Here is a 24,635-nt window from a genome sequence, read left to right on the forward strand (position 1 = left end):
CGTCAGTTCCCTTGCGGTTCCAGGCAGACGAGGCTCTCGTCGGTGCCGACCAGCAGGGCTCCGGTGGCCGTGACCGCGACGGCGCGGACCGCCGGGCCCGGCCGGAAGGAGCGGCGCCGACCGCCCTCGGCGGGGATCAGCTCGACCCGGCCGTCCGCCCAGGCGGCGGCGACGAGCGGGCCGCCGGGGGCGGGGGCCGCGTGCAGGGCGACGACCGGCGCCCGGCGCTCCGCGAGCGGTTCGGGCACCGGCGGCCGCCCCGGCGTCCAGAGCCGTACGGTGCCGTCGGCGCCGCCCGAGCAGACGAAGGGGGCCTCGGCGCCGACGGCGGTCACGGCGGTGACCCGGCCGCTGTGGAGGGCGGCCTGGTGCAGCCCGGTCACCCCGAAGGCGTGGACGGAGCCGAGCCGGTCCCCCACCACCACCGAGCCCGCGATGGCCGCGAGGGCGGTGCCGGGGTGCCGGGACAGGGTGGTGGAGACGGCGTCGGTCAGCCGCTCCAGATAGGGCGGGCGGGGCGCGGTGCCCCGCACCGTGTGCAGCCGGCCGTGCTCGTCGAGCAGCAGCACCGTGCCGTCGGCGGTCGGCGCGAGCGCGGTGACCCGGCCCGGGACCCGGTGGGCGAGCCGCCCCTCGCCGCCGGCGTCGGCCTCCCGGAGCAGCCGGACCGTGCCCGTCCGGTCGCCCGCCAGGAGCAGTCCGGCGGAGGGCCCCTCGGCGGTGGCGCCGAGCACGGCGACCGGGCCCGGCCACGGCGGGGCGACGTCGCCCCGGTGCCGCGCCCAGCGCAGCCGCCACGGGGCGGGACCGGCCCGGTCGGCGAGGGCGGGCCGCAGCCGGGGGTCGGCGCCGTCACCGAGCGCGGTGAGCAGGGTCAGCGCCCGGCCGGCCGGTCCGTCCGCCGCGCACAGCGCCTGCCCGGCGCGCAGCCAGGCGTCGCGCAGTCCCCCGTGGTCGTCGCCGTCGGCGGCCGTCGCGTAGCCGGTGGTGACCAGGAGCGGGTCGGCGGCGCAGACGGCGACCGGGTCGGAGAGGTCGGGGAGCGGCCGGGCCGGGCCGCCCGGCAGGCCGTTCCAGCCGCCGGTGCCTCCCTCGTCGCCCTCGTCGTCCCCGTCCTCGTCGAGGTCGACCACGGTGGTGCGGGCGGCCTCGGGGGCGGGGGTGCCGGGGCGGAGTTCGACGACGAGCCGGATCCGGCCGACCTCGGCGAGGGCGGTGAGCAGGTCGGCGAGGGCGGCGGGTTCGGCGGCGGCGTGCAGGTCGGTGAGGAGGAGGACGGGGCGGCCGGGGCGGCGGGCCTCGCTGGTGGCGAGGGCGTGGACGAGGTCGGCCGGGGTGCGGGCGACGACGCCGAGCCGGTTCGCCAGCGTCCAGGCGGCGCCGAGGGCGCTCTGCCCGGCGAGCGGGACGAGGGCCCGCTCGGTGCGGGGGCGGCCCCGGCGGGCCCGGGTGCCGTGCGCGGCGAGCCAGCCGAGGAGCGCGGTCTTGCCCCGGCCGGGGGCGCCGCTGACCAGGCAGAGCCGGGGCGCGTCGGGGTCGGTGAGCCAGCCGAGGAGGGCGGTGGCGCCGGGTTCCGTGCCGGTGGCGGGCCGGCGTCCGTCCGCCGGGGACGGGGTCGCGGACGGCATGGGGCAACCTCACGGGCGACGCGGTACGGGCTGACGCCCCCGACCTTAGTCGGCGCGGGCGCCCGCCGGGAGTGTCCGGAAAGCGACGCCGCACCGAGGGCCGGGACGGGGGGCGGTCTCAGCGGTCGGCGCCGGCGAAGTGCTCCCGCACCAGGGCCTCGACGACCGGGAGGTCGTGGGCGGTGAGGGCGTCGAGGAGGGCGGTGTGCTCGGCGGCGTCGGCGACCAGGTCCGCGTGGCGCGGGACGGGGGCGCTGAGCAGCGGCCACTGGGAGCGGCGGTGCAGGTCGTCGGCGACGACGAGGAGCTGCTCGTTGCCCGCGAGGGCGAGGACCGCGCGGTGGAAGGCGCGGTCGGTCTCCGCGTAGTGGGCGCGGTCGCCCCGGGCGGCGGCGGCACCGGTGGCCTCGGCGAGCGGGCGCAGCGCGGCCCACCGCGCGGCGGGGACGGTGCGGGCCAGCCGCAGCATCACCGGGACCTCGATGAGGGCCCGCACCTCGGCCAGTTCGGCGAGTTCGCGGGGGCCCCGGACGACGACCCGGAAGCCCCGGTTGGGGACGACCTCGACGGCGCCCTCGACGGCGAGCCGCTGCATGGCCTCCCGGACGGGGGTGGCGGAGACGCCGAAGCGCTCGCCGAGCGCGGGGGCGGAGTACACCTCGCCGGGACGCAGCTCGCCGGAGACGAGGGCGGTGCGCAGGGCGTCGAGGATCTGGCTCCGGACGGAATGCCGCCGGACGGGGCGCGGCCCCTCCCCGGGCAGCGGCGCCTCGGCGGGCGGATGCTCCCCCCGCGCCTGCTCGGGCACCCGGGGCACCTCACTCGTCCGTACGGCTCCGGCCGCCTCGGCGCCGCGTACGGCTCCGGCCGCCTCGCCGCCGTGGACGGCCCCGGACCCGGGCCCCCGGATCGCCCCGTGGGCCCGTACGGCTCCGGGATCGCGGGGTGCCTCGTGGGCCCGTACGGCTCCGGGGGCGGGGTCGCCGAATCGCACGGACGGTCCCTCCGTCGCCCGCTCGCGCGCTGCGCCCTGCTCCACCCGGGTCCTCCTGCGGCCTCGTGCCGGGCCCGGCTCGCGTGGCGGGGGCCCTCTGTGCACCATAGGCGAACGGGCCGTTCCCCGGGGCCGTGCCCTTGCGGCGCAGGTGGGAGCGGGTTCTCCGGTGGTGAGACGCGAGACCGAATCGGGTAAGGTAAGGCTAACCTGTCAACGCTCGCGATTCGGTGGTCCGCATGACCGTCCCCGCCCTGTTGTCCGCCCCCCTCGCCTCGCCCGTCGCGGCCTCGTACGCCCGGCTCGCCGAGGTCTTCTCCGGCCTGCGGATAGAGGAGACGGCCCCGGGCGAACGGCTGCCGGAGGGGGCCGGCTGGTTCGGCGCCGCCGAGCTCGCGGCCGGCGGCGAGCGGCTGGACGCCTTCCTCGCCTGGGACGACGCGCAGGTGCTCCGCGACTACGGACAGCGGGGCCGCCCCGACGTGGTCGCCACCTTCGGTCTGCACCGCTACGGCTGGCCCGCCTGCCTGCTGGTGACCGTGCCGTGGTTCCTGCACCGGCGGGTGCCCCGGCTGCCGGCCGGCGCCGTCGCCTTCCAGCGCGTCCAGGGCCGGCTGGCGGTCCGGATCGAGGAGTTCGCCTGCCTGCCCGGCGACCCCGCCGCCGCGCTGCCCGGCGCCCGGGTGGTCGACGGCGAGGAGGCCCTGCGGGCCGAGGTGCGGGCCTCGCTCGCCGAGCACTTCGAGGCCCTCCTGGAGGGCTTCGGCCCCCGGATGCGGCGCGGCCGCCGGGCGCTGTGGGGGATGGTGACCGACGAGATCGTCGAGAGCCTCTGGTACGTCGGCGCGCTGCTCGGCGAGGAGGAGCGGGCGGTGGCGGAGCTGGAGCTGCTGATGCCGGGGTCGGCCGGGCGGGCCGGGCGGCCTGCGGGACTGCCCGAGCGGCGCCCGGAGAAGCCGTACGCGGGCGGCGCCGGGTTCCGTCCGCTGCCGGGGGCCGGGGCGCCCGACGGCACGGCGCGTCCCACCCGGGACCGGGCCGCCTGCTGCCTCTTCTACACGCTGCGGCCCGAGGACACCTGTCTGACCTGTCCGCGCACCTGTGACGAGGAGCGGGTCCGGCGGCTCGCGGCGACCGCCTGACCCTTCCGACACTTACGCCACTCGAACGAGTGGCGTAAATCGAACCCAACTCTCCCCATCCGGGCTGGCGTTCGACCAGAACGTACCTATTCGTATGCCCTGGCACCCCGTTGGCGTGCTCTTGCCCCGAAACCCCGTGGGTCCGCCGGTCGGTCGGACAGTATGGGCCGCCACAAGCCCCACTGCGATGCGAGGGACACCGCATGAGACTGACCGACATATCGCTGGACTGGCTGCTTCCGGGCGGCGTGATGGTGGCGGGGGTCCTGACGGCGGTCGCGGTGCTCGCGCGCGGTAAGCGCGCCGGTGACCAGGCAGCGGCCGAGGACTCCTGGGAGCGCAGCGAGGAGCGTCGCAGACGCAAGGAGGCGGTCTACGGATTCGCCTCGTACGGGCTGCTGTTCTGCTGCGCCGCCGTCGCGGCGGCGCTCTCCTTCCACGGACTGGTCGGCTTCGGCCGGCAGAACCTCAGCCTGACCGGCGGCTGGGAGTACCTGGTGCCGTTCGGCCTCGACGGCGCCGCCATGTTCTGCTCGGTGCTCGCCGTCCGCGAGGCCAGCCACGGCGACGCGGCCCTCGGCTCGCGCCTCCTGGTCTGGCTCTTCGCCGGTGCGGCCGCCTGGTTCAACTGGGTGCACGCGCCGCGCGGTCTGGGCCACGACGGGGCCCCGCACTTCTTCGCGGGGATGTCCCTGTCGGCGGCGGTCCTCTTCGACCGGGCGCTGAAGCAGACCCGCCGGGCGGCGCTGCGCGAGCAGGGCCTGGTGCCCCGCCCGCTGCCGCAGATCCGCATCGTGCGGTGGCTGCGGGCCCCCCGGGAGACCTTCGCGGCCTGGTCGCTGATGCTCCTGGAGGGCGTACGGACCCTGGACGAGGCGGTCGACGAGGTCCGCGAGGACCGGCGCGAGAAGGAGCAGAACCGGCTCCGCCGGCGCGAGCAGGCCAAGCTCGACCGGGCGCAGATCAAGGCGCTCAACCGCCAGCACCGCGCCTTCGGCCGGGGCGGCGGGCGGCAGGTGGAGGTGGCGGCGCTCGGCTCCGCCGGCGCGACCGGCGGGGGCCAGGGCCCCGGCTCCGGCCCGGGTTCCGCGACGGCGGCCGTACCGGCGGCCGTCGCGGAACCCGCCATAGCGGATCCGGGACAGCTGCCGCTCAGACCCCGGCCCTCCCTGCAAGCCGTCGGGGCCGGTAGGTCCCGCACGGTGGATCTGACCGCCGAGGACGACACCCAGGGGCTGCCGCTCCTGGACGACCTGGAGGCCAAGATCTCAGAGATGGAGCGGAAGCTCGGCTGACCCCGGCTTCCCACCCCCGGCGGGGCCGCCCCTCAGGCGGCCCCGCCGTTCAGTTCGAACCACACGACCTTCCCCGTGCCCTGCTCCTCCACTCCCCAGGAGTCGGCGAGTTCGCGAACGAGGAAGAGGCCCCGGCCGCTCGTACCGTCGTCGGCGGGCGGTACGGGCGGCCGGTCGAGCCCCGGCTCGAAGTCGCGGACCTCGACCCTCAGCTGCTCGGGGACGACGGTGGCGGTGACGACGGCCCCCTGGCCGGTGTGGACCAGGGCGTTGGTGACCAGCTCGCTGGTGAGCAGCTCCGCCACGTCCCCGGCGCCCGGCTCGCCCCAGGACCCGAGGAGCTCCCGTAAGGCGTGCCGGACCTCCGGAACCGCGGTCAGATCGGCCCCGCCGACCCTTCTCAGCAGCCGGCCCGGCCGGCGGGCCTGCGGACGGTCCGGCGACCGGGCCGACTCGTGGGCCGGTGGACGGGTCGGCTCGTGGGCCGGCGGACGGGTCGGTTGTCGGATCGGCTGTCGGGTCGGCTGTCGTGCCTTTCGATTCATGGCCCCCACCCACGATCGCTTCGAACAGGTTCACGCAGAAGCCTGCCCCGCGAGCCCGCCCCCATGCCCCGCCCTCGCGGCCCGGCCCGTGCCCGGCCCGGCGGGGCGTCAGGGCCTGGGGACGTTGCGCAGGTTGGAGCGGGCCATCTGGAGCATCCGGCCCACTCCCCCGTCGAGGACGATCTTCCCGGTGGAGAGCGCGAAGCCGGTGACCATCTCCTTGCTGATCTTCGGGGGGATGGAGAGGGCGTTGGGGTCGGTGACGACGTCGACCAGGGCCGGGCCCTTGTGCTTGAAGGCGTCCTTGAGGGCGCCCGCGAGCTGCTTGGGCTTCTCCACCCGGACGCCGTACGCCCCGGCGGCCCGCGCGACGGCGGCGAAGTCCGGATTGTGGTTGGTCGTCCCGTACGAGGGGAGCCCGGCGACCAGCATCTCCAGTTCGACCATGCCGAGCGAGGAGTTGTTGAACAGCACGATCTTCACCGGGAGTTCGTACTGGACGAGGGTGAGGAAGTCGCCCATGAGCATGGAGAAGCCGCCGTCGCCGGAGAGCGAGACGACCTGCCGTCCCCGATCGGTGAACTGGGCGCCGATCGCCTGCGGCAGCGCGTTGGCCATGGAGCCGTGGCTGAACGAACCGATGATCCTGCGGCGGCCGTTGGGGGTCAGGTAGCGGGCCGCCCACACATTGCACATACCGGTGTCGACAGTGAAGACGGCGTCGTCGTCGGCGAGTTCGTCCAGGACGGAGGCGACGTACTCGGGGTGGATCGGGACGTGCTTCTCGACCTTGCGGGTGTACGCCTTGACCACGCCCTCCAGGGCCTCGGCGTGCTTCTTCAGCATCTTGTCGAGGAAGCGGCGGTCGGTGCGGGCGCGGACCCGGGGGGTGACGCAGCGCAGCGTCTCGCGGACGTCGCCCCAGACGGCGAGGTCGAGCCGGGAGCGGCGGCCGAGGTGTTCGGGGCGGACGTCGATCTGCACGATCCGCACGTCGTCGGGGAGGAAGGCGTTGTACGGGAAGTCGGTGCCGAGCAGGATCAGCAGGTCGCACTCGTGGGTGGCCTCGTAGGCGGCGCCGTAGCCGAGCAGCCCACTCATGCCGACGTCGAAAGGATTGTCGTACTGGATCCATTCCTTGCCGCGCAGGGCGTGGCCGACGGGTGCCTTGAGCGTCTCGGCGAACCGCATCACCTCGTCGTGGGCGCCTGCGGTGCCGCTGCCGCAGAAGAGGGTGACCCGCTGGGCCGCGTCGATCATGCGGACCAGTTCGTCGATCTCGGCGTCGCCGGGGCGGACGGCGGGGCGGCTGGTGACGAGGGCGCTGCCGGTGGCCTTCTCGGGGGCGGGCTGGTCGGCGACGTCGCCGGGGAGCGAGACCACCGAGACGCCGCCGCGGCCGACGGCGTGCTGGATCGCGGTGTGCAGCAGCCGGGGCATCTGCTTCGGGCTGGAGATCAGCTCGCTGTAGTGGCTGCACTCGCGGAACAGCTGGTCGGGGTGGGTCTCCTGGAAGTAGCCGAGGCCGATCTCGCCGGACGGGATGTGCGAGGCGAGGGCGAGCACCGGGGCCATCGAGCGGTGGGCGTCGTACAGGCCGTTGATGAGGTGGAGGTTGCCGGGGCCGCAGGAGCCCGCGCAGGCGGCGAGGCTCCCGGTGATCTGGGCCTCGGCGCCCGCGGCGAAGGCGGCCGTCTCCTCGTGCCGCACCTGGATCCAGTCGATGGCGGGGGTGCGGCGGATGGCGTCGACGACCGGGTTCAGGCTGTCGCCGACCACCCCGTACAGGCGCTTCACACCGGCGCGCACGAGGGTGTCGACGAACTGTTCGGCTACGTTCTGTTTGGCCATGGGTCCATCAACACACGGCCCGGCCCGTCACGCCTCCCAGACGGCCGCCCCCGTACGGTCATCGGCGTACCCCGTCACCCTCAGCTGGGTGTCGGCGAGGAAGTCGGCCAGGCCCGGCGGTTCCGCGCCGGCCCAGCGGGCGGCCAGTTCGCGGGCGAGGGCGGGCTCGCCGCGCATCGGCTCGGCGAGGCCGGGCGAGGCGAGCAGCAGGGTGTCGCCGGGGCGGGCCACCGAGGCGCGGAACCGGAAGGGTTCGGCGGGCGGCGGGACCGGCTCCTCGACGAGCGGGCCGGGGGCGGTGGCGATGCCGAGGTCCAGGGTGAGGCGGTCGCCCTCCTCCGTCGCCTCCGGGACCCCGCCCGGCGGCGTCGAGCCGAAGCCGACGACCGGCTCGCCGGTGACGGCGGCGGGGTCGGGCAGCAGCGGCTCGATGTCCTGCCAGGCGCCGTCCCTGAGCCGGAACAGCCCGCCGCCGCCGACCCCGAAGAAGACCCGGGTGCGGCATTCCGGGTCGGCCGGGATCAGCAGGCAGCGGAGGGTGGCGGTGTACGCGTCGGGGGCGAGGCCGCGCTCGGCGGCGCCGGCCCGCAGCCGTCCGTAGGCCCGGTCGGTGAGCCGGTGCAGCCCGGACTTGAGCTCGCCCCGGCGGCCGGTGCGGATGTCCTCGGAGAGCCGGGCGTGGCTGCGGCCGACGGCCTCGCCGATCCAGCGGCAGACGTCGGCGGCGGCCCGGTGGGCCTCCTCGGCGGCGCGGGACCCGGCGGCGACGGCGACCAGTACGAGGGCGGCCTCGTCGTGGCCGAAGCGGGCGGTGAGGAGGGCGTCGCGGCGGGGCTCGCCCCGGTAGCGGGCCGAGTCGCCGCGGACGGAGGCGGCGCGGAGGGTGGCGGCGCCGTAGCGGGCGCCGTCCAGGACGGTGTCGGCGGCCAGGCCGTCGAGGTCGCCGGGCCGGGCGACGGGCAGCGCGGTGGGCTCGGCCTCGTACGTGGGCGGTCTGCTGCCGACGAAGCCGGTACGGGGCCGGGGCAGCGGCACCTGGACCGTCGGCTCGTGCCCCGCCCCCGTCCGCACCTGAACGGTGACGTCCTCCCCCACCGGCTCCGGCGCGACCGGCGGCGGCGACGGGAAGGTCCGGGGCCCGCCGTCCCCGCCCTCCGGCGGCTCCCACGGCGCGGGCGCCAGCACGGCCCGCACGGGCGCCGACGGCTTGACCGGCGGCTCGAACAGGGAGGGCGCGGGCGGGGTGGACGGGTCCGACGGGGACTCATCGTGTCCGGCACCCGCCGGGTCCGGCACCCGCCGGACCGGGGGCTCGGCCGGGGGCTCGGCGGGCCGGGCGGGCGGGGAGAGCACGGACCGGGTCGGCCCGGCCCCCGGCGCCCGGGGGGCCCGCTCCGGACGGGGCGGTTCGGGCGCCGGGACCGGCGGGACCGGCGCCGTACCGGACGGCGCGGGCGCGACCGCCGGGGCCTGGGGCGGAGCCGGGGCCGGCGGGGCGGACGCCGGAAGCGGTGGCTCAGGGGCCGGGGTCGGCGGGGTCCGGGGTACCGGAGGAGCCGGGGGCGGTGGTGCCGGGGGTGTCTGTGCGACCGGCGGCGCCGGTGGGGCCGGGACGGCCGGGTGGGCGGAGGGTGGTGGTGGGGTGGCGGGGGTGGGTGCCGTGGCTCGGGTGGCGGAGGCGAAGCGGGCGTCGAGGCTGTCGCCCGAGGCCGCCGGGGCGGTGTCCTCCGCCGCGTCGTCGTAGAGCGCGTCCCACCAGTTGTCCCCCTGCTGCGTCATGCCCTTATTGTCCACCGCGGGGAGCGCCGGAAAACGGGACACGGCGAAAAGCGTTGCGGCGAACGGGTGGTCCGCCGGACGGCCCCACCCCCCACGGGAAGGACGCCCGGCGGACCGGCGTGGTCAGCGCACGTCGTAGGCGCGGACCACGGTCTGGGTGACGGAGTTGCCGTTGGCGTCCGTCAGTTCGGTCTTCAGGGTGACCTGCTTCCCCGTCGCGCCCGCGTGGTTCACGGTCGCGGACCAGCCGTCGCCCTGTCGGGTGACCGGTGCCTCGGTCCAGGTGGTGCCGCCGTCGTAGGAGTACGACAGCGCGGCCGAGGTGAGGGCGGCGGGGCGGTAGCCCGCGTGTCCCGTCACGGTGAGGCCGATCTTCTGGCCGTCGGTGGCGGCGAGGGTCTTGAGCCCGTCCGCCGGCAGGTCGTACCGGGGGAAGAGGATCGGGACGCCCTGAGAATAGACGGTCTCGTCGAGGCGGGAGGTGAACTTCCAGACCGACTGGACGGAGGTGGAGCGGGCCCAGTTCCGGTTGCCCATCTTCATGGTGTTCTGTTCGAGCTCGTACGTGCCGGGCTCGGCGGGCACCTCGAAGGCGCCGAAGGGCCAGGCGTTCTCGCCGATGAGCTCGCCGTCGCGGCGCAGCCGCAGGTTGCCGAGGTCGCCGAAGGAACCGGGCTCGGCGTGGTGGGTGCCGTCGCCCCACATCGCCGCGGCGAAGCCGATGAGGTTGCCCTGGCGTTCGGCGACGAGGACCGGCGCGCCGGTCGCGTCGCGCGGGGCGGTCGGCGCGGTGACTCCGTCGTACCAGGTCTCGGTGCGGCGCTCGCCGGGGGTGTAGGCGTGCTGGTCGCCGATCATCAGCTCGCCGTACGGGAAGCTGCTGCCGGTCATCTGCTGCCAAGCGGTGTCGCCGGGGGTGTAGTACTCGGTGCGGGTGCCCGGGGCGGGGACCGTCTCCAGGCCGGCGAAGCCGACGGAGAGGCCGCCGGGGCGGTGGGCGGTGGGGAAGTTCATGAAGTCGGCGGCGACACCGGCCGAGTGGACGGTGACGTCCGAGCGGCCGAGGCGCGCGTCGCGGACCCGGTAGGCGCGGTCGCGGCCGATCTCGCCGGTCTCGGGGAAGCCGAGGGTGTAGACGTACGGGGTCTTCGCCGTGGCCCGCCAGTCCAGGGTGACCGCGCCCGCGGCGAGCCGCTCGCGCAGGGCGGCGGCCTCGGCGGCCGGGACCGCGAGGACGGGGAGGTCGTTGCCGGTGAAGCCGCCGGTGGGGTACCAGCGGGCGGCCGAGGCGTGGTGGACGAGGAGGCCGGTCGCGCCGGCGCTCTTGGCGTCGCGGGCGAGGGCGCCGACGGCGTTGGTGTCGTCGGGGAGGGAGACCAGGGCGAGGCGGCCCCGGACTCCGGCGGCCTTCAGTTCGTCCGGGGTGCCGGTGCCCGCGTCGACGAGTCCGGCGCTGCCGGTGCCGTCGAGGTTGTCGGAGCCGGTGGAGCCGGTGACCGGGTGGAGGGCCAGGCCGTCGCCGGTGCGCAGGGAGGTGATCTGCGGGGCGGCGGCGCGCCAGTAGCTGCCGGACTCGAAGGAGCCGTCGCGGGCCTCGCCCTCGACGGAGGCGTAGTAGGCGCGGACGGTGCGCGGTCCGATGGCGGTGCCGGCGTGGGTCCAGAGGTCGTCCCAGGCGCGGGCGAAGGCGAGGGTGGCGCCGCGGACCTCGGAGGGCCGGTCGGTGCGGACCGACAGTTCGGCCGCCTTGCGGGCGTCGAGGACGAGGGTGGTGTCCTTCTTGATCTCGACCTGCGGCCGGGACAGCTGGGTGAGCGAGTCGGTCAGCGTGGCGCCCTCGCCCGCGTCGGGGGTGGTGACGAAGGAGGTGAGGAAGTAGCTGCCGGGGCGCAGGCGGAAGACCTGGTCGGCGGCGCCGTCGTTGAAGCGGCGTTCGCCGGTGGCGGTGTCGGTGCCGATGACGTCCAGCGAGGACGATCCGGCGGCGGGCCTGCCGAGGCGGTCGATCAGCTTGACGCGGAGGGTGACCGTCTCGGGTTCGACGTAGAGGGAGAAGGGGGTGGAGACGTGGACGCCGGTGCGGCTGGTGGCGACGACCCTGCCCGTGACGTCGCCGTACTGCGCGCGCTCCAGGCGGGCGGTGGGGTCGAGGGCGAGCGGGACCTTCACGGTGGCGCCGGCCGGGACGGTGACGCGGCGCTCGCCGAGGCGGGCGACGGAGGACCTGACCGGGGAGCCGTCGTTGCCGGTGAGCCGTTCGACGGCGAGGTCGAGGGTGACCGGGCGGTCGGAGGTGTTGGTGTACGGCACCTGGACCGTGGTGCGGTCGCTCCGGTCCTGCGGCCAGTGGAAGGTGCCGCCCTGGACGGCGGGGGCGGAGAGGACGGTCTGGTCGACGGCGGCCTTCACGTCGAGCCGTCCGCCGCCGGTCTCCCGGACGTCGCCGGGAATGTCCGTCTCGGCGGAGGCGACGAGGGCGGCCTTCACCTGCTGCGCGGTCCAGTCGGGGTGACGCTGCTTCAGGACGGCGGCGGCGCCCGCGACGTGCGGGGTGGCCATCGAGGTGCCGGACATCTCCCGGTAGGCGTACAGGCCGCGGCCACCGGCCGAGGCGGCGGAGATGCCGACGCCGGGGGCGGCGATCTCCGGCTTGAGGGTGTGGGCCTCGTTGGCGACCGGGCCGCGGCTGGAGAACCAGGCGGTGGAGTCGTCGCGGTCGGTGGCGCCGACGGTGAGGACGCCGGGGGCGCAGCCGGGCGAGGAGACCGAGTTGAGGCTCGGGCCCGTGTTGCCCGCGGCGATCACGAACAGGGTCTTCTCGTTCTGGGCGAGCCGTTCGGCCGCGACGCCCATCGGGTCGTCGCAGCTGGTCTCGGAGGGGTTGCCGAGGCTCATGGAGACGACGTCGGCGCCCTGGGCGACGGCCCACTCCATGCCGGCGATGATCCACGAGGTGGCGCCGGAGCCGGAGTCGTCGAGGACCTTGCCGTTGAGGAGCCGGGCGCCGGGGGCGACGCCCTTCTTCTTGCCGCCGGAGGCCGCGCCGGAGCCGCCGACGGTGGAGATGGTGTGGGTGCCGTGGCCCTGGACGTCGCCGGTGCCGGCGGAGTCGGTGAAGTTCTCGGCGGCGGCGATCCGGCCCTTGAGGTCGGGGTGGTCGGCGTCGGCGCCGGTGTCGAGGACGGCGACCGTGGTGCCGGTGCCGTCGTAGCCGGCGGCCCACGCCTCGGGGGCGTGGACCTGGGCGGTCGAACGCTCCAGGGTGGCCTCGACCTTGCGGTCCAGCCAGAGCTTGTCGAGCCCGGCGGAGAAGGTGCGGGCGGTGGGGGCGGAGAGGTCCGCCCAGAAGGTGGCGGCCTGCTTCTTCTCGGTGGTGAGGGCGACGCCGCCGATGGTCTTGAGGACCTGGCCCCGGCGGGTGCCGCGCGGGGCGGCGAGGGGGGCGCGGGCGAGGTCGGAGCCGTAGACCGCGATGAGGGGGAGCGTGGTCGTGGAGGCGTCGTCGTAGCCCTGCCGGACCAGGCCGGTGACGTTGAAGAGTTCCTCGTCGACGCGGCCGGCGGCGAGCGCGCCGGTGGCGTTCTCGGGGTAGACGTAGAGGTCCTGGCCGGAGCGGCGGGTCTGGACCAGCGGGACGGTGCCGTCCTCGCGGGGCAGCACGGTGGCGGCCGGGGCGCCCCGGTCGTCGCGGGTGACCAGGACGCGGTCGCCGGTGACCAGGGTCACCGTGGCGGGCCGCTGCCCGGTCCGGGCCTGGGCCTCGCTGCCGACCAGTGGGCGGTCTGCGGTCGTTCCGTCCTGCGGCTGTGCCGCGAGGGACGGGCCGACCGCGGTGACGGCCAGCACGGCGGCGGTCGCCGCTGCCAGGGCCGTACGCGGAATCGGGCGCATCGCTCTCCCCATCAGAATCCGAACGAAAGGTGCAACTCACCTGCGTGTGAAGGTGGTTGGTGCTGCGGTGGCGCCACATTGGCAGAGGTGGGGGTGGGGCGGGGATGATGGCGAGGCGGGAATACGCCGTGGCCGATTCCCGCCAGGCAACCAACGGAACGGACGTCTCCGGAAGAACGCGCGCGGAACGCCGCGCGTCCGCCGGGGGCCGGTGAGGGGCGGGAACCGATGCTCGGTGCGATAGGACTGGACGAGCGGCAGGAGTCGGCGTACCGGGCGCTGATCGCGCTCGGCGCGGCGGAGGTGACCGACCTGGCGCACCGGCTGTCGCTGCCCGAGGGCGAGACCGAGCGGACGCTGCGCCGGCTGGAGGCGCAGGGGCTCGCCGCCCAGTCCTCGGCGCGCACCGGCCGCTGGGTGGCCGCGCCGCCCGCGGTGGCGCTCGGCGCGCTCCTCACCCAGCAGCGGCACGAGCTGGAGCAGGCGGAGCTGGCGGCGGCGCTGCTCACCGAGGAGTACCGGGCCGAGACCGCCGAGCCGGCCGTGCACGACCTGGTCGAGGTGGTCACCGGGGCGAGCGCGGTCACCCACCGCTTCCTCCAGCTCCAGCTCGGCGCCGCCGAGGAGGTGTGCGCCCTGGTCACCGGCAAGCCGATCGCGGTCTCCGGGCTGGAGAACGACGCGGAGGAGCTGGCCGCGGGCCGGGGCGTGCGCTACCGGGTGGTCGTCGAGCGCGAGGTGCTGGGCCTGCCCTCCGGGCTGCTGGAGCTGTCGGCGGCGCTCGGCCGGGAGGAGCAGATCCGGGTCGTCGACCGGGTGCCGACCAAGCTGATCGTCGCCGACCGGTCGCTGGCGCTGGTGCCGCTGACCGGCCGGGGCGCGGAGCCCGCCGCGCTGGTGGTGCACGCCAGCGGTCTCCTGGAGTCGCTGATGGGCCTCTTCGAGGCGGTGTGGCGGGAGGCGCTGCCGCTGCGGCTCGGCGCGGGCGCGCAGGTCACCGAGGAGCGGGCGCCGGGGCCCGACCCCACCGACCTGGAGATCCTGTCCCTGCTGCTGGCCGGGATGACCGACGCGAGCGTCGCCAAACAGCTCGACCTGGGGCTGCGGACGGTGCAGCGGCGGGTGAAGGGGCTGATGGAGCTGGCGGCGGTGACGACCCGGCTCCAGCTCGGCTGGCACGCGTACGAGAAGGGCTGGGTGGCCCGGGGCTGACCGGCCACCCGGACGGCCCTCGCGGCCTGCGGCGGCGGGGGCCGTGCGGGAGGCTGGGAGGCATGGGCGTGTGGCAGCTCCTGCTGGTGGCGACGGTCATGCTGCTCGGCCTGTTCGGGGTCCTCGCGCCGGGCGTGCCGGGGACCTGGCTGGTGTGGGCCGCCGTGCTGTGGTGGTCGCTGCACGAGCAGACCGGGCTCGCCTGGATCCTGCTGGTCTCCTCGACGGCGCTGCTGCTGCTCACCCAGGTCGTGGTGTGGCAGCTGCCGCCGCGCCGCTTCCGGGGGGTGGGGCTCACCCGCCGGACCATCGGGTGCGCGGGCGCGGGCGCCCTCCTCGGCTTCGTCCTGGTGCCGGTGGTGGGCGCGGTCCCCGGTTTCGTCGGCGGGATCTACCTGTCGGAGCGGCTGCGGCTCGGCGGCCACGGCCAGGCCAGGGCGGCCACCCGCGCGATCATGCGGGCGGCCGGGACGAGCGTCCTGGTGGAGCTCTTCGCCTGCCTGCTGATCGTGGGGGCGTGGGCCGGGGCGGTGCTCTGGGGCTGATCAGCCCCGGCGGGCCGCCGCCCGGTACCGGCGGGCGTACGACCGCCACGGCCGCGTCCCCGCGTCGTCCGCCCCGGGCGCGTCGGGGTCGGGGACGTCCGGGTCCCCCAGCGACCGGACCCTGATCAGCGCGGCGGTCCCCGGATCCATCCCCGGTACGGCTCCGAGGCCGAGGGCGGCCTCGTCGCGGTCGGCCCCGGGGTCGAGGCGCAGGGTCCCGTCGGCGAGGGCGCGGGCGAGCGGGCCGGCCACCGGGTGGCCGGTCAGGGCGGCGGGGGTGGGGAAGAGCGCGCGGAGCGTGCCGTCGGGGGCGTCGAGGGGGGTGCCGTGGGCGGCCAGCACCCGGGCCGACTCCCCGGGGCCGAGGACGGCCCGCAGGGCGTACTCCTCGGGGTCGGCGGCGCCGGGCGAGCGGACGCCGGGGCGGGCGGCGACCTCGGCGGCCAGGCCGGGGTCGGCGCCGAGCCGTTCGGCGACGGCGTAGGGGTCGGCGTCGAGGTCGAGGAGGCGGCGCAGCCGGTGCACGGCGGTCGTCAGGTCGCGCAGGTCGGCCAGCCGCAGCCGGGCCTCCAGCCAGCGGCCGGGCGCGTGCTCGTCGACGGCGACGACGCCGGGGCCGTACGGCAGCCGCAGGGCGCGCCGGTAGGTGCGGGCGCCGGGCGGTCCGGTGACCTCCTCGACGCCCGGCAGTGCCTCGGCGGCCAGCAGGTCGAAGACCTCGGCGGCGGCGTAGGGGCCCCGGTGGGCGAGGCGCAGCGGGACGCCGGTGGCGGCGGCCGCGGCCGCGGGCTTCTCGGCGCGCAGCTCGGTGGGGGTGCGGGCGTACACGGTCCGGATGGTGTCGTTGAACTGGCGGACGCTCGCGAAGCCGGCCGCGAAGGCGATCTCGGTGACGGGCAGGGCGGTGGTCTGGAGCAGCACCCGGGCGGTGTGCGCCCGCTGGGCGCGGGCCAGCGCCACCGGTCCGGCGCCCAGCTCGGCGGTGAGCTGGCGCTGGACCTGGCGGGTGCTGTAGCCGAGGCGGACGGCGAGGCCGGGCACGCCCTCGCGGTCCACGACGCCGTCGCCGATCAGGCGGACGGCCCGGCCGACGACGTCGGCCCGGACGTTCCACTCGGCGGAGCCGGGGACCGCGTCGGGACGGCAGCGGCGGCAGGCCCGGAAGCCGTGCCCCTGGGCGGCGGCGGCCGTCGGGAAGAAGGCGACGTTGCGCCGCTTGGGGGTGACGGCGGGGCAGCTGGGCCGGCAGTAGATGCCGGTGGTGCGGACGGCGAAGAAGAACGCGCCGTCGAACCGCGCGTCCCTGCTGCTGACCGCCTCGTAGCGGGTGTCGTCGTCCGTCATGCCTCCAGTGTGCGGCGGCGGACCGCCGCACACCGGCGGGATTCGGACGGGGGGCTCGGGCGCCCGGGTTACCGGAGGCGGCCCTCGCGCTTGAACTCCATGGCGGCGCGGCCCTCGGCGCCCTTGCGCTTCCAGTCCTTGCGGATCTCGTGGCGCAGGCGGGCGTCGGTCTTGGCGACCAGCCGCTGGTTCTCGCGGATCAGTTTGCGGTAGCTCTCCAGGCGGCGTACGGACAGCGAACCGTCCTCCAGCGCGGCCACGACGGCGCAGCCCGGTTCGGACTCGTGGGCGCAGTCGTGGAAGCGGCACTCGGCCGCCAGCTCCTCGATCTCGGCGAAGGTCTGGCCGACGCCGGCCTCCGCGTCCCACAGTCCGACCCCGCGCAGTCCGGGGGTGTCGATGAGGACCCCGCCGGCGGGCAGCACGAAGAGGTTGCGGGTGGTCGTGGTGTGCCGGCCCTTGCCGTCCACGTCACGGGCCGCCTGGACGGTCATGACGTCGTCGCCGACGAGGGCGTTGGCGAGGGTGGACTTCCCGGCGCCGGAGACGCCGAGGAGGACGGTGGTGCCGCCGGAGACGACGGCCTTGAGGATCTCGATCCCCTCGCCGGTGGCGGAGCTGAGCGGCAGCACCTCCACGCCGGGGGCGGCCGCGCCGACGTCCTCGACCAGGTGGGAGAGGACGACCGGGTCGGGCACCAGGTCGGCCTTGGACAGGACGACGGTCGGCTGGGCGCCGGACTCCCACGCCAGGGCGAGGAAGCGTTCGATCCGGCCGAGGTCAAGCTCGACGGCGAGCGAGACGGTGATGACGGCGTGGTCGACGTTGGCCGCGAGGATCTGGCCCTCGGACCGCTTGGAGGAGGTGGACCGCGCGAACGCCGTCCGGCGCGGCAGGCAGGCCCGTACGTACCGGGGGTCGCCGGCGCCCTCGGGGTCGACGGCGGCCCAGTCCCCGGTGCACACGACGCGCAGCGGATCGTGCGGCGTCACGAACGCCGTGTCGGCCCGGACGGTCCCGTCGGCGGTGGCGACGTCGCACTGCCCCCGGTCGACCCGGACGACCCGCCCGGGCACGAGCCCCTGGGCGGCGTACGGGGCGAAGTCCTCGGCCCAGCCGGAGTCCCAGCCGTGGGCGTCGAGCACCGGGGAGGAGAAGGAAGGGGTGGTGGAACGGAAGGAAAGCGGGAAAGACAAGGGGAACCCTTCACAGGGTGGCCCCGGCACCGCGCTCCGAGCGCGCGGCAGGTCGGACGGATGTCAGCCGGAGACCACAGGGGTGGGAACGATGAACTCCTGAATGCGGGCAGAGCCCGTCACCGTGACAGTCATCAATGTCCTCACCTCCTGCTTCTTCTGTGCTTCTTCTGCGCCGAACCGGCACCGCCCCTCTCCGGAACGGATGACACGCACGATAGCCCCGGCCCGGGGCACGGCACCACCGATTAAACGGCGGGACCCCGGTTCCGTGGGGAACCGGGGTCCTGTGCCGTGATTACGCCGCCCAGCGGAGCAGGGTCGTGCCGATGGACATGCCGCCGCCGAAGGCCGACAGGAGGACGGTGTCCCCGTCCTTCAGGGCGCCCCGGCCGTTGACCAGGTCGAGGGTGAGGGGGACGGAGGCGGCGCCGGTGTTGGCGGTGGACTCGACGACGAGGTGGTGGACGGCGTGGTCGAGGCCGAGGGTGGGGGCGATCTCCTGGAGCATCTGGCCGTTGGCCTGGTGCGGGATGAAGTGCTGGACGGAGTCCGGGGTGGTGTCGGTGTCGCGGAGGATCTCCTTGACGGCCGACGGGAGCCGCTCGGTGACGAAGTCGCGGACGGCGCGGCCGTGCATGGCGAAGTAGTGCGCCGGGTCGTCCGGCCCGTGGTGGCGGGCGGGCAGCCGGCTGCCGCCGGCGGGGACCTCGATGGTGCGGTGGAGGTCGCCGAAGGTGCGCAGGTTCGTGGCGATCAGTCCGGCGGGGCGGTCGACGGGGCCGATGACCACGGCTCCGGCCCCGTCGCCGAAGAGGACGGCGGTCCTGCGGTCGGTGGGGTTGACGATCCGCGAGTAGATGTCGGCGCCTATGACGAGGCCGTAGCCGTCCTCGGGGACGATGCGGTGGGCCGTGTTGAGGGCGAAGAGGAAGCCCGTGCAGACGGCGTTGACGTCGAACGCGGCGGCGTTCTCGGCGCCGATGAGGTGCTGCACGATCGCGGCGGTGGCGGGCTGGGGGTGGTCGGGGGTCGAGGTGGCGACCATGACGTAGGAGAGCTGCCCGGGGCGGATGCCGGCGTCCGCGAGGGCGGCGCGGGCCGCGTGCGCGGCGAGGTCGGAGGTGGCCTCGTGCGCGGCGGCGTAGTGGCGGGAGCGGATGCCGGTCTTGCGCAGGATCCATTCCTCGGTGACGCCGGTGCGGGAGGCGATCTCGTCGTTGGCGACCGTGCGGGACGGCAGGTAGGAGCCGGTGCCGAGGACGCCGAGGGTGGTGGCGGAGGCGGGGGCGGACGGTTCGAGTTCGCCGCCCTGGGTGTACCAGACACCGGTGACGCAGGGCGATGTGGTGCGGGACATGGGTGGTGTGCCTTTCCTGTGGCGGCGGTCGGCCGGGGTCGCCGGCCGTGTCAGTGGCGGGTGGTCGCCGGGGCCTTCCCGGCCGCGGGGCCCGTGTCGGTGCCCGGGGCCGTACCGGCTTCCGGGGCGGTGCCGGGGCCCGGGGGCGTACCGGGGGCGCTCGGGGCCGCGGCCGCGGCGCGGGCGGCGTGGCGGCGGCCGGCGAGGTTGGCTCCGAGCAGGGAGACGATGACCAGGCTGATGCCGGTGAGTTCGGCGCCGGTCGGGGTGTGGCCCTGGAAGGCGGAGACGACGAACGCGGTGACGGGGACCAGGTTGATGAACAGCACCCCGTTGGTGGGGCCGAGGTTCCGGTTGGCGATGTTCCAGGTCAGGATGGCGACGGCCGTGGCGGGGACGGCGACGTACAGGATCTGCCACCAGGCGTCCAGGTAGGCGCCCGGTCCGAAGCTGCCGGTCCAGCCGGCCGCCTGGCTGACGGCGGTGACGACCAGGATGCTGAGGGTGCCGGGCAGGCAGCTCAGCGCGGTGTACCGCAGCGGCGACCAGCCGGCGAACTGCGCGGCGCTGGTGGTGTACACGACCCAGCAGATCACGCCGATCAGGGTGAGCAGTCCGCCGGTGCCCAGGCCGCCGGAGAAGGCGGCGAGCGGGTTGCCGTCGCCGAGCACGATCGTCAGGCCGACCAGGGCGAGGACGGTGAAGGCGAGCGCGAGGGGCGCCGGCTTCCTCTTGGTCCTGATCCACAGCACGATCACCGTGACCAGGGGCATGGTGGCGACGACGAGCGAGGAGCTCTGGGCGGGGATGGACTGGAGGCCGACGTAGGTGAGCAGGTTGAAGCCGGCGAAGCCGACCGTGCCCAGGATCCAGAGCTTGGCGAGGTTGCCCTCGTAGCGGAAGGCGGAGGCGCCCTCCCTGACGGCGAGGAGCGCCAGGAAGATGAGGGCGCCGAGGGCGAAGCGGACGGCGGTGAGGTGGAAGGGGTCCAGGTGGTCGTAGGCGGACCGGGCGACGGCGAACATGCCGCCCCAGGCCAGTGCGGTGGTCAGGCCGCCCGTGACTCCGGTCAGGGTCTTGGATGAGGACATGAGGAGTGCGGTCCCGTCTCTGGTGGTTCGAGGGGTGGGGGGTGTGGGGGGGATGGGGAGGGTGGGGGTGGGGGGTGAGGGGCTGGGGGGACGGACGGGGTCAGACCCAGCGCCACGCGTCGAGTTCGATGGACGACGGGTGGGCGCGGGAGGAGCTGCTGAGGACGGCCCAGGTGGCGTCGGCCACGTCGTCGGCGGAGAGCATCCGGTCCCGCTGCTCCTCGTCGTACGAGACGTACTCGGCCATGCCGTCGCGGAAGCCGGTGTCCACCTTGTCGAGGACGAGGCTGGAGACCTTGACGCCCCAGGGCCTGGCCTCTTCGGCGAGGCACTTGGTCAGGCCCTCGACGCCGTACTTGGAGACCGAGTAGGCGAGGGTGCCGGGGGCGGGGCGGCGGCCCCAGATCGAGGACATGTTGACGATGACGCCCGAGCCGGCGGCGCGCATGTGCGGGAGCACGGTGCGGGCCATGAGGAAGTAGCCGGTGAGGTTCGTCCGCAGCGTCCGCTCCCATTCGTCGACCGTGCACTTCTCGATGCCGCCGAAGTGGACGATGCCGGCGACGTTGAGCAGGTGGTCGATGGCGCCGAAGCGGTCCATCGCCTCGGCCACGGCGCGTTCGACGGCCGCCGCGTCGGACACGTCGAGGACGCTGGTGTGCAGCCGCTCCTCCGGCCACTTCTCGCGCTCGACGGTGGCGCGCAGGCTCTCGGCGTCGTGGGAGTGCAGGACGAGGTTGGCGCCTTCCGCGCCGAGGCGGCGGGCCAGGGCGAGGCCGATGCCCCGGTCGGCTCCGGTGATCAGTGCGGTGGGGCGCAGGGGTTCGGACATGGGTGTTCCTTCGTGCGGGGAGGGAAAGGGCGGGGTGGGAAAGGGCGGGACGGGCGAGGGCCGCGGGTCAGTCGCGGGTGGTGAACTCGCCGAAGTGCGGGCCCCGGAGCTTGAGCTGGGCGTGGATGTCGCCCCCGAGGCCGAAGTGGCCGATGGCGCCGCCGTAGTTCTGCTGGTAGCTCATCCACAGCACCACGACGTTGATCACCCGGTTCCCGCCGGGCGTGCCGGGGGCGGGGAAGGGGTCGGGCAGTTCGGCCCGGTAGTGGCCCATGCCGTGCTCGTCGCTGTAGAAGGCGTTGGGCACGCCGAGCGGTCCCGGGCGGGTGGGCCCCGCGGGGTCCAGGTCGCGTTCGCGCAGCGACATCACCGTGTACACGCTGTCGGGGATGAGTCCGGTGAACGAGAAGGCGAAGCGGGCGGCGCGCCGGTCCGGGGTCAGCGTGACGTCGAGCTGGCCCCGCGCCCTGATCCACTGGCCCAGGGTGATCGGGTCCCGCAGCCGGGGCCCGTCCGCCTCCCGCAGGTCCGGTATCGGCGCCCGGTGCAGCGGGTGGCTCGGGCGCTCGATCCGGTGGGCGTCGGGGCGTTGTTCCGGTGCGAAGAGCATCGGGTAGTTGTTGCAGGGCAGCGGCAGGGGGAGCGTGTACAGCTCCATCTCCCGGTCCCGCTCGTCGAGTTCGTCCGGCAGCCGGCGCACGATCGTGTACGGCAGGTCCTCGCCGAGCGGCGGGAGCGGGCTGGCGGCGGAGACCACCGCCCGCCCCCAGCTCGGTCCGGACCGGGTGTTGAGCCGGCCGATGACGACGAAGTCGCCGTCCTTGTTCATGATCTCGCTGGGCGGGTACGCGGGTCCCTGCGTCGTGACGCTCAGGTCGTACGAGCGGTTCGCCGTCATCGCTGCTGCTCTACGCGCTCGTAGAACTTCGTGTAGAGGCCGCGGTCGCCGCCGGTGATGTACCGGTCCCCCGCCTGCCGCACGATCTCCTGGTAACGGGACGAGGTGAAGGCGGTGTTGTACCGCTCGGGCGGGCAGTCGAAGCCGGAGACGAACATGACGCCCGGCTCGCTGCTCAGGACCGAGTGGTAGGCGAGGAAGACCTGGACGTCGTCGTGGTTCCGTACGACGTCGAAGATGGTCGCCTCGCGCCAGTCGCGGTACGCGGCGTACTGCGCGGGCTTCACCTCGACGTGGCGCATCTGGATGTAGCGGGTCCGGGGCAGCGCCAGCTCCGTCGGCTTCGGGGCCTCGACGAAGCCGAGCAGCTCGCGGGAGAAGTCGCCCTCCGCGAACGGGGCGAGCTCCTCGAACTGGCGCTGCCAGTCGGGGCGGAGCGCCTCGACGTCGGTGAGGGCGGAGAGCGGCGTGAACTCCAGCAGGGAGGTGCCGTCGAGACCGCGGTAGAGGGAGCGGTCGGGGACGGGGGACTCCCCCTGCAGGCGGTGCCACGCGGCGGCGGCCTCGTCGACCAGGTCGGGCTTGACGGACAGCTCCGAGGTGACGATCAGGGAAGCGGACATGAAGGATCCCTCCGGGAATCGGTGTGTGTGGATGAACGGATGAACGGATGGGTGCGTGGGCGAGTGAGCGGGTGGTACGGGGTGTTCACACCGCGGCGGGGGTCCGGGCCGGGCCCGGAAGCCGCCGCCAGCCCCGCTCCTCGGCGAGCCGCGCCATGCGCGGTTCGTCGCCGACCACGACCGGCTCGCCCATGGCCCGCAGCAGCGGGAGGTCGCTCGTGTGGTCCCCGTACGCGGCGCAGCGTTCGGCCGGGACGCCCCGGCCGGCCAGCCAGGCGCGGGCGGCGCGCACCTTGCCCTCGCCGATGACCGGTTCGGCGATCTCGCCGGTCAGCCGCCCGTCGTGGACCAGGACCGGTGCGCCGAGGGCGTCGGTCGCGCCCAGCTCCTCGGCGATCGGGTCGAGGCAGGCGAAGAAGGAGCCGGAGACCAGGACGGTCGGGGTGCCCCGCTCGCGGAGCCGGGCGTGTTCGGCGACGGACTCCGGGAGCCAGAAGTCCTCCCGCCGGCTCTCCTGGGCGAACCAGCGGGCTCCCCAGCGGGTCAGGTCGCGCTCCGACTCGCCCGCGTAGAAGCGGTAGTACGCGCGGTTCACGTCCTCGCGGGCCACTCCCATGGCGGCCATGTGGCTCAGCTCCCCGGCCAGGCGCCGGTAGGTGGCCGGGCCCTCACCCTTGGCCGCCAGGTAGAAGTCGAGGAAGCGGAACATGCTCTTGACCGAGATCAGCGTCTCGTCGACGTCGAAGAAGGCGACGGCGGGAGCGGCGTCCGAGGTGGTGGCGGGAGCGCTGTCCGGGGTGGCGTCGTGGTCAGACACCGGCGGGCTCCCGCAGGTCGGCCGCCGCCCGGGTCACGGTGTCCGCCACGGTGTGGGCGACGGCCTGCGCCGCCCGGCGGTGCTCCTTCGGCTTGAGCGTCCGCTCGTCGAAGGCGCTGAAGACGACGCGGCTGGCGGACGCCCGGCGGCCGGCCTGGAACAGGCCGATCTCGACCTCGAACGACATCCTCTCGGGGTCGCTCGTGTCGGCGGTCTTCACCAGGTACTCGATCCGCGCGTCGACCGGGAAGAGGAAGTTCTCGAAGTCCGTGTTCATGGACTCGATGACGTAGTAGTAGCGGCGCTCGGGATGCGCCGAGGCGAAGAAGCGCTCGCTGACCGCGAGGAACATCTGCCGCGCGGCCTCGACGGCCACCATGCCCTGGACGTGCTGTCCGGTCTGGTGGTCGAGGAGTAACTCGTTGTCGTTGTGCAGGCGCAGGGCGGCGTGGAAGAGCCGGTCGTCCACCCGGCGCAGGTCCGCTATGAGCGCGTTGGGCTCGCTGCACTTGTGGCACTCGGAGCGGGAGGCGAGCTCGGTCCCCGGCCGGACCGGCGGCATGCGGTGCTCCAGGCCGTGGGCGCGGAGCTGCTCGCGGACGAGCTGCCACTCGAAGTCGCCCACCCCCTGGCCGGCGCGCACGGCGCGGGCCGTTCCCTCCTCGTAGGCGCCGGCCCGCAGTTCGGTGAGGAACTGCGACACCGTGACGACGCCTTCCTGTGCGGCGAAGCCGACGAAGCGGTCGCCGACGACCACCAGTGCCTGTGTGTCTCCGGACATGACTGAATCCCCTGTTGTCGTGACGGATGCACCGTTGTAGTGACGGATGCGCCGCAATCCCTTGCGACGACGATCACGCTACGGATCCTCGGCGAGCGGTGCAACCATCTAGTTGGTTTCTTTGCGGTGTCTTGGAACTAACTAGATGGTTGGTATCTCTATACTGGTCACATGCAAACGGAGAGGACCCTCAACACGCGTCGCAAACTGCTCGACGCGGCGCGGGCCGAGTTCGCGGAGCACGGGATCGCCGGCGCGCGCGTCGACGCGATCGCCGCGGCCTCGGGCGTGAACAAGCAGCGGCTCTACGCGAACTTCACCAACAAGGAGGGCCTGTTCTCAGCGGTCATCAGCACCGCGTACGAGGACCTCGGCCTCCACGTCCCCGTCCCCGACTCGCTCGACTCGGCCCGCCGGTACGTCGGTGACATCTTCGACTACCACTCCAAGGACCCCACCCTCGCCCGGCTCATCGCCTGGGAGGGGCTCCACTACGGGAGCCAGGGCTTCCCCGACCAGCAGGCGCGGGCCGCCTACTACGAGGCGAAGTGCGCCAAGCTGGACGAGGCGCTCGGCGGGATCGGCCGCAGCGAGACCGCCCATCTCGTCCTCACCCTGATCGCCGTCGCGACCTGGCCCTTCGTCGCCGAGCAGCAACGCGCCCTGCTGACGACCCGGGACGCGCACCCGAACGCCCTGCGGGAGACGCTGCTGCGGCAGGGGGCGGCGGTCGTCGACGCCGCGACCGCGCGGGACCAGGAGGCGTAACCCCGGACGCGCGTCGGGCCCGTGCGTTCCCGGGTGGGGAGCG

20 protein-coding genes are annotated in these 24,635 nt (G+C 74.9%); 5 read left to right on the top strand and 15 right to left on the bottom strand.

The window, feature by feature from the left end; translation table 11 throughout:
* Positions 1–2 precede the first annotated feature (2 nt).
* The gene (locus tag IE219_RS28435; RefSeq protein ID WP_189982664.1) at positions 3–1,628 is read right to left on the bottom strand and encodes a WD40 repeat domain-containing protein; all 1,626 of its coding nucleotides are present in this window, start codon (positions 1,626–1,628) and stop codon (positions 3–5) included.
* A gap of 118 nt (positions 1,629–1,746) precedes the next feature.
* The gene (locus tag IE219_RS28440; RefSeq protein WP_373298906.1) at positions 1,747–2,667 is read right to left on the bottom strand and encodes a GntR family transcriptional regulator; all 921 of its coding nucleotides are present in this window, start codon (positions 2,665–2,667) and stop codon (positions 1,747–1,749) included.
* A 194-nt stretch (positions 2,668–2,861) separates the two neighbouring features.
* Here IE219_RS28440 and IE219_RS28445 point away from each other — a divergent pair, with 194 nt between their 5' ends.
* Together IE219_RS28445 and IE219_RS28450 are read left to right on the top strand one after the other, a co-directional pair.
* Positions 2,862–3,764, top strand: a complete 903-nt coding sequence (locus IE219_RS28445; protein WP_189982667.1) for a (2Fe-2S)-binding protein — start codon at positions 2,862–2,864, stop codon at positions 3,762–3,764.
* Positions 3,765–3,967: 203 nt separating this feature from the next.
* The gene (locus IE219_RS28450) at positions 3,968–5,059 is read left to right on the top strand and encodes a DUF2637 domain-containing protein (protein ID WP_189982669.1); all 1,092 of its coding nucleotides are present in this window, start codon (positions 3,968–3,970) and stop codon (positions 5,057–5,059) included.
* A 32-nt stretch (positions 5,060–5,091) separates the two neighbouring features.
* Here the strand turns inward: IE219_RS28450 and IE219_RS28455 are convergent, their stop codons facing one another.
* The 4 genes from IE219_RS28455 to IE219_RS28470 all read right to left on the bottom strand — a co-directional run bounded on the left by IE219_RS28455 (position 5,092) and on the right by IE219_RS28470 (position 13,125).
* Positions 5,092–5,466 (bottom strand): ATP-binding protein, encoded by a 375-nt coding sequence (locus tag IE219_RS28455; RefSeq protein ID WP_229850130.1) that lies wholly within the window; start codon positions 5,464–5,466, stop codon positions 5,092–5,094.
* A gap of 246 nt (positions 5,467–5,712) precedes the next feature.
* Entirely contained in the window at positions 5,713–7,455 is a 1,743-nt protein-coding gene (locus tag IE219_RS28460; RefSeq protein ID WP_189982673.1) for a pyruvate dehydrogenase, read from the bottom strand.
* 27 nt (positions 7,456–7,482) lie between these two features.
* The gene (locus IE219_RS28465; protein ID WP_189982675.1) at positions 7,483–9,234 is read right to left on the bottom strand and encodes a protein phosphatase 2C domain-containing protein; all 1,752 of its coding nucleotides are present in this window, start codon (positions 9,232–9,234) and stop codon (positions 7,483–7,485) included.
* 123 nt (positions 9,235–9,357) lie between these two features.
* A complete protein-coding gene (locus IE219_RS28470) occupies positions 9,358–13,125 on the bottom strand; it encodes a S8 family peptidase (protein ID WP_189982677.1) in 3,768 nt (1,255 codons plus the stop codon).
* Between the two features lie 228 nt (positions 13,126–13,353).
* Here IE219_RS28470 and IE219_RS28475 point away from each other — a divergent pair, with 228 nt between their 5' ends.
* Positions 13,354–14,337 (top strand): helix-turn-helix domain-containing protein, encoded by a 984-nt coding sequence (locus tag IE219_RS28475; protein ID WP_189982679.1) that lies wholly within the window; start codon positions 13,354–13,356, stop codon positions 14,335–14,337.
* Between the two features lie 62 nt (positions 14,338–14,399).
* The gene (locus IE219_RS28480) at positions 14,400–14,882 is read left to right on the top strand and encodes a DUF456 domain-containing protein (RefSeq protein ID WP_189982681.1); all 483 of its coding nucleotides are present in this window, start codon (positions 14,400–14,402) and stop codon (positions 14,880–14,882) included.
* Here the strand turns inward: IE219_RS28480 and IE219_RS28485 are convergent, their stop codons facing one another.
* The 9 genes from IE219_RS28485 to IE219_RS28525 all read right to left on the bottom strand — a co-directional run bounded on the left by IE219_RS28485 (position 14,883) and on the right by IE219_RS28525 (position 23,824).
* Entirely contained in the window at positions 14,883–16,226 is a 1,344-nt protein-coding gene (locus IE219_RS28485; protein WP_189982683.1) for a bifunctional transcriptional activator/DNA repair enzyme AdaA, read from the bottom strand.
* A gap of 68 nt (positions 16,227–16,294) precedes the next feature.
* Positions 16,295–17,422, bottom strand: coding sequence for a ribosome small subunit-dependent GTPase A (gene rsgA, locus IE219_RS28490; protein ID WP_229850120.1), 1,128 nt, complete (start codon positions 17,420–17,422; stop codon positions 16,295–16,297).
* A gap of 298 nt (positions 17,423–17,720) precedes the next feature.
* Positions 17,721–18,782 (bottom strand): 3-oxoacyl-ACP synthase III family protein, encoded by a 1,062-nt coding sequence (locus IE219_RS28495; protein WP_189982687.1) that lies wholly within the window; start codon positions 18,780–18,782, stop codon positions 17,721–17,723.
* Positions 18,783–18,832: 50 nt separating this feature from the next.
* Complete coding sequence (locus tag IE219_RS28500) at positions 18,833–19,873, bottom strand: DMT family transporter (protein WP_189982689.1); 1,041 nt, start codon at positions 19,871–19,873, stop codon at positions 18,833–18,835.
* Positions 19,874–19,973: 100 nt separating this feature from the next.
* The gene (locus tag IE219_RS28505) at positions 19,974–20,705 is read right to left on the bottom strand and encodes an SDR family NAD(P)-dependent oxidoreductase (RefSeq protein ID WP_189982691.1); all 732 of its coding nucleotides are present in this window, start codon (positions 20,703–20,705) and stop codon (positions 19,974–19,976) included.
* A 67-nt stretch (positions 20,706–20,772) separates the two neighbouring features.
* Positions 20,773–21,603, bottom strand: a complete 831-nt coding sequence (locus IE219_RS28510; protein WP_189982692.1) for a hypothetical protein — start codon at positions 21,601–21,603, stop codon at positions 20,773–20,775.
* Positions 21,600–22,226, bottom strand: a complete 627-nt coding sequence (locus tag IE219_RS28515) for a hypothetical protein (RefSeq protein ID WP_189982694.1) — start codon at positions 22,224–22,226, stop codon at positions 21,600–21,602. Before IE219_RS28515 ends, IE219_RS28510 begins: the two co-directional genes overlap by 4 nt.
* An 85-nt stretch (positions 22,227–22,311) precedes the next feature.
* Positions 22,312–23,043, bottom strand: coding sequence for an HAD family hydrolase (locus IE219_RS28520; protein ID WP_189982696.1), 732 nt, complete (start codon positions 23,041–23,043; stop codon positions 22,312–22,314).
* Positions 23,036–23,824 carry an AfsA-related hotdog domain-containing protein gene (locus tag IE219_RS28525; RefSeq protein ID WP_189982699.1) on the bottom strand — a complete coding sequence of 263 codons (789 nt, stop codon included), beginning with the start codon at positions 23,822–23,824 and terminating at the stop codon, positions 23,036–23,038. The genes IE219_RS28520 and IE219_RS28525 overlap by 8 nt, the downstream gene beginning before the upstream one ends.
* Before the next feature lie 171 nt (positions 23,825–23,995).
* Here IE219_RS28525 and IE219_RS28530 point away from each other — a divergent pair, with 171 nt between their 5' ends.
* Entirely contained in the window at positions 23,996–24,592 is a 597-nt protein-coding gene (locus tag IE219_RS28530) for a TetR/AcrR family transcriptional regulator (protein WP_189982700.1), read from the top strand.
* Positions 24,593–24,635 lie beyond the last annotated feature (43 nt).

Origin of the sequence: Streptomyces termitum, from assembly GCF_014650175.1 — a bacterium.
Classification (GTDB): Bacteria; Actinomycetota; Actinomycetes; order Streptomycetales; family Streptomycetaceae; genus Streptomyces; species Streptomyces termitum.